Consider the following 5,071-nt stretch of genomic DNA (forward strand, 5'->3'; position numbering starts at 1 on the left):
TGAAATATTATGTGGCGGAGAATTCTAGATTTGGCAGTCCCCGGCTGGCGCCGTAATGGCTCCGCCACAAAATCTCACCCGATGCATAAATATGGTTATGTGGCGCGCCACATAACCCTTTAACGGTGCGCTTTATGTATTCCGCTCGAAACGTGCAGACCGGATCCGCATTGTTTGGTGGGATGGCAGTGGGGTCTGCCTTTACGCCAAAATAATCGAAGAAAATGGCTTCTGCTGGCCTGTCCCGTCTGCTGCCCGCGTCCGTCTCGACCATGCGCAATTGATGGCACTTCTGGCCGGAATGGATTGGAAAAAGATCCGCCCCGCCAAGGTGCGCCGGCCACTTTCGATCGGCTGATGACGACGTGCGGCAAGTTGAATCATGTTGCTGTAAGTGTTGGGAAATCGGCTGATTTTATGCTCTATTACGCGCATGATTTTACCCGGTCCCGACCTTCCTGACGACATCGATGCGCTGAAAGCGATGATCATCGCTTTGAACGCAGAGAAGGCTGCGACTGACGCCGAAATTGCCCGAATGAAGGCTGTCCAACAGAAAGCCGACGAGCGGATCACCACTTTGACGGCGATCTTGAAGGTTTTGCAGCGGGCCCAAAACGGTACGCGCTCCGAGCGACTGCGGCTGGCGATAAACGACGAGCAGATAGACTTCGCTTTTGAGGAGGTCGAGACTGGCCTTGCGGCGATTGACAGCGAGCTCGGCCAAGTGGGCAAAGAGCGGCCAAAAAGGGAGGCGCGGCCACGCAAAGGTTTTGCCGCCCATCTCGAACGCATCGAGGAAGTGATCGAGCCGGAGATCCCCGACGACTGCCAAGGCTTGGAAAAGGTTCTGATCGGCGAGGACCGATCCGAGCGGCTTGATGTCATACCGCCGAAGTTCAGGGTCATCGTCACACGCCGCCCGAAATATGCCTTCCGCGAACGTGACGGCGTGCTGCAGGCTTTGGCGCCCGCGCATATCATCGAAGGTGGGCTGCCGAGCGAACGGTTGCTGGCCTATATCGCCGTGTCGAAATACGCCGATGGTCTTCCGCTCTACCGGCAGGAGGCGATCTATCTGCGCGACAGCGTGGTTCTCAGCCGCTCTTTGATGGCCCAATGGATGGGGCATCTGGGCTTCGAGCTGCGGATCTTGGCGGATTACATCTTGGAACGCATTAAAGCCGGAGAGAGGGTTTTTGCAGACGAGACCACCTTACCGACGCTGGTCCCCGGCTCTGGTAGAACGATGAAGGCGTGGTTATGGGCCTACGCTTGCGATGACCGACCGTTTGGCGGGTCTGGCCCGCCGATGGTTGCCTATCGCTTCGAAGACAGCAGGGGTGGCAAGTGTGTCGCGCGTCATCTCGCCGGGTTCAGCGGCATCCTGCAAGTGGATGGGTACTCGGCTTATACCAGCATGCTCAAGGAGCGCGCCAAGTCCGGCAGCAATGAAACGATCAAGCTTGCCGGATGCTGGGCACATTTACGCCGAAAGTTCTACGAGCTGCATGTCGGCGGCATTAATGACGCTGCAACGGCGTCGATCACAGCCATGACGGAACTTTGGAAGGTCGAGGACGAGATCCGCGGCAGTGATGCCGAAACGCGCGCGAGGCGCCGTCAGGAGACGTCCGCTGGCATTGTCGCCGATCTCTTCCAGTTGTGGGAGAAGGAACTCTCCAAAGTCTCCGGAAAGTCCAAGACTGCTGAGGCGATACGCTACGGCCTGACACGCCGGGAGGCGCTGGAGCACTTCTTGACGGACGGCCGCGTCGAAATCGACTCCAACATAGTCGAGCGTGCCATCCGGCCCCAAACCATTACGAGGAAGAATAGTCTCTTTGCCGGCAGCGAGGGCGGCGGAGAGACATGGGCGACGATCGCCACACTTCTGCAGACGGCAAAAATGAACAACGTCGATCCGCTTGCCTGGCTATCTCAAACGCTCACCCGCATCGCAAATCGCTGGCCAGCCGCTGATATTGAGCTGCTCATGCCATGGAACTTCAAACCAGACGCCGTCGGCTAACCGCTTACCACTGTTCAACTATTTAGGTGAGGATGGGGCAACGCGCAGGGCCGAACTCCGTGTCATGAATCCGACAAATCAACCGCAGTACCCAACAAGCTTAAGGGTCGTACTTTTTAAATAGCGGCAACCCATTACGAGTGGCGCCAACGAAGACGCCCGTCCGGCCGCACGATCGGAGAATGAACCGGTTCGTGCGAGCCGCGGTGCCCAAAACTACGATAAATGCCCTCCCCCCATTGCTTTGGCTCTGCCATGCCTCCAAGAGGCAAGCGTAGCTTTATACGCTTGAGTGGACGGACTTCTCCAGAATGTCCAAGCCACGCTGCAAGATCTGCCGTTCAATTGTCAATGGAGGAAGAAGCTTAATAACCTGATCTTCAGCGCCACATCGCTCTACTACAAGCCCGTCTTCAAAGGCTTTCCGTACGATTTCCCCCGCCAATTTGCCCGTACTGCAGTCGAGCCCCACCATCATGCCCCTTCCACGTACGGTAATGTTGGAATTTCGGTTGCTTTGGGCGACTTCCTGAAGGCGCTCTCTTAGAATGCATCCTGTTTCGACAACTCCTTTAGATAGCTTTTCATTTGTCCAGTATTTTCGCAAAGCAGCAGTCGCTGTCACGAGTGCGAGATTGTTGCCCCTAAAGGTTCCACTGTGTTCGCCTGGTTGCCATACGTCAAATTCGGGTTTGAGCAGCAGGAGCGACAGCGGCAGCCCACAACCGCTGAGAGACTTAGACAAGAGAACGATGTCTGGAGAAATGTCCGCAAACTCAAAGCTGAAAAAATCGCCAGTTCGTCCGCAGCCCGCTTGAATGTCATCAATAATCAGGAGGATCTCGTTCTTCCTGCAAAGCCGCTCTAGCGACTGCAACCAGTTTCTGCTCGCAGGATTGATGCCGCCCTCACCCTGAACGGTTTCGAGAATAACAGCTGCAGGCAAATCGACGCCACTGCTACCATCCGCAAGCACTTTGTCCAGATATTCCGTAGTATCCTGATCAGGCCCCCAATAACCGTCGTAAGGCATGAAGACCGCGCCGGAAGGAGGAAGACCTGCCGCATTTCGGAAGTATCGATTACCAGTTACAGCAAGCGCGCCCAGGCTCACCCCATGATAACCGTTGGTGAATGAAACGACGCTATGACGTCCAGTGACCTTGCGTGCAAGTTTCAAAGCTGCCTCGACGGCATTGGCGCCAGTGGGACCGACAAACTGAAATTTGTATGAGAGACCGCACGGGCGCAAAATCAGGTCGTCAAAAAGCTCCATAAACTCTCTTTTCGCCGGCGTAGCCATGTCTAACCCATGAATAACTCCATTTGAATGCAGGTATTCCACGGCAGCACTTAGGATGTGCGGATCATTGTGACCGTAGTTAAGGGCACTCGCGCCGGAAAGAAAATCAATGAACGCACAACCATTTTCGTCTTCGAGGATGGCTCCTGCCGCTTTCGTGAACACCACGGGGAATGATCGGGAATAGGATCGCACGTTCGATTCATGGTTTTCAAAGGCAAATAGGGAATTGGAAATGCTGTCATTACTCACGATTATTTCCTCAACCAGATGCCATGACCCACCAGCGCCTGTACCCCTCGCCAATTACCGCGAGATCTTAGCAATGCTCCGAAAGCGGGCTCCATTTTGAAAGTTTCCGCAACTCTATACGGCCATTGCCAACTGTGCTCCTACCTAGAATGATAGTGTTCCTACTTGCCTATTGTTCGTCGCAGGAAAACAGGCCTGCGGCAGTGGCGGCACTATCACTTAGCGACGAACGAACATCGCCTCCTACAACTCGATAAATCCGAAATTTAACGCCTTAATAGCCGCGACGGTTCTACTCGCAGCGTCTAATTTTCTCATGACGTTTTTAATGTGAAAATTAACAGTATTTTCAGATATACTCATAATAATTCCAATGTCCCATGACGACTTTCCCCGTGCTACCCAGAGAATACATTCTTTCTCCCTTTGCGAGAGCTCAGGCACTTTCTCCATGACATTCGAACTCCCGACATTAGCAAGTCTCAGATGGAAATGTATCGCCGCTAGTTGTAAGTAGGCGATTGCCCTGTGGTGGAATTCACGCTCAATCTGCTGGGCAAAGCTCATGATGGCGAAACTTCCAGCCGCGCTGCGCAATGGAATGGTAATGCCTGACCTTACGCCAAAGCTTGCAGCCTCGTCGAAGATGCGCCGTTCGTTTGGAGTTGTGCTCGAGCTAACGTATGCCTCCCTCCATTGAATAGGGCCTGATCGCATTCGACTTTCCTTGATAATAGGAGCTTTCCGATCATAACCCATTTCGAGACATCGCTTCTGCCATTCATCAGGATAGTTCAGGATCTCAAAAGAAGGGCGTCGAACCGGCTGTAAAACCTTGCGCTCGGTTGTAAGAGGACCGTAGGCTATCCACGTGCAGCCAAGATTCAGAGCAAAAGCTGATAAGTGCTCAAATAACTGTTTAGACCGAGCGACGGTATGTGTCTGGTCAAGAAATCGGCCGAACTCGGCCGCAAGTTCCCCTCGATTTAAAGCTTGAGAAGGTGGCGAGAGGTCCGAGGAATTCAGATCGGTAACTCGGCCAGTCTGTTTATTGATTTGAGTGGAACCGCAACCGTCCCGAGACAATCGATGCTGTCTCTCGGGCAAATAATGGCACGCCATGCTGTCGCCAGATGAAGTCGCTGGCCGTGAGCGGCCACCGGCGAACGTTATCGCTAAAGCTTTGGAAGCGGGCTGTGGAAGAGCTGACATCCTGCTTTCCTCTCGTTTTTTCCGAGGGGTCGGAATTGCTGTCCGTAGTTCAAGAGTCGTGCCAATTTGAAAGAACCCACAGAGCCTCTACCAAATTTTCTTAACTGCATGCGAAATGCAGCATAATCAGCCGAGTACGTCGCGACCCTGGGTTGGACAAACCTGACAATAGTTCTCTTAGAGGCTGCCTCAAAAAGAGGTGGGTGATTTCAACAGGTTATGATTCCTTCGGATTTGCGAGATTCGATGGAGAACACGATGGCCTGGACCAA

3 protein-coding genes and 1 pseudogene are annotated in these 5,071 nt (G+C 53.6%); 2 read left to right on the plus strand and 2 right to left on the minus strand.

Going from position 1 to position 5,071, the window contains the following annotated elements:
- Positions 1-127: 127 nt before the first annotated feature.
- Together tnpB and tnpC are read left to right on the plus strand one after the other, a co-directional pair.
- A pseudogene (gene tnpB, locus GGD46_RS34635) lies at positions 128-358 on the plus strand (IS66 family insertion sequence element accessory protein TnpB); the annotation flags it as partial.
- 75 nt (positions 359-433) lie between these two features.
- Positions 434-2,032, plus strand: a complete 1,599-nt coding sequence (gene tnpC, locus GGD46_RS33435) for an IS66 family transposase (protein ID WP_004126142.1) — start codon at positions 434-436, stop codon at positions 2,030-2,032.
- A gap of 280 nt (positions 2,033-2,312) precedes the next feature.
- On the opposite strand, the gene ectB is transcribed toward tnpC, so the two are convergent.
- Together ectB and GGD46_RS33445 are read right to left on the minus strand one after the other, a co-directional pair.
- Positions 2,313-3,587 carry a diaminobutyrate--2-oxoglutarate transaminase gene (gene ectB / locus GGD46_RS33440; RefSeq protein WP_004126138.1) on the minus strand — a complete coding sequence of 425 codons (1,275 nt, stop codon included), beginning with the start codon at positions 3,585-3,587 and terminating at the stop codon, positions 2,313-2,315.
- A 243-nt stretch (positions 3,588-3,830) separates the two neighbouring features.
- On the minus strand, positions 3,831-4,799 hold the full coding sequence (locus tag GGD46_RS33445) for a LuxR family transcriptional regulator (RefSeq protein ID WP_004126135.1): 969 nt from the start codon (positions 4,797-4,799) through the stop codon (positions 3,831-3,833).
- Positions 4,800-5,071: the final 272 nt, after the last annotated feature.

Source organism: Martinezella lusitana (assembly GCF_014207095.1).
GTDB classification, from domain to species: Bacteria; Pseudomonadota; Alphaproteobacteria; order Rhizobiales; family Rhizobiaceae; genus Rhizobium; species Rhizobium lusitanum_B.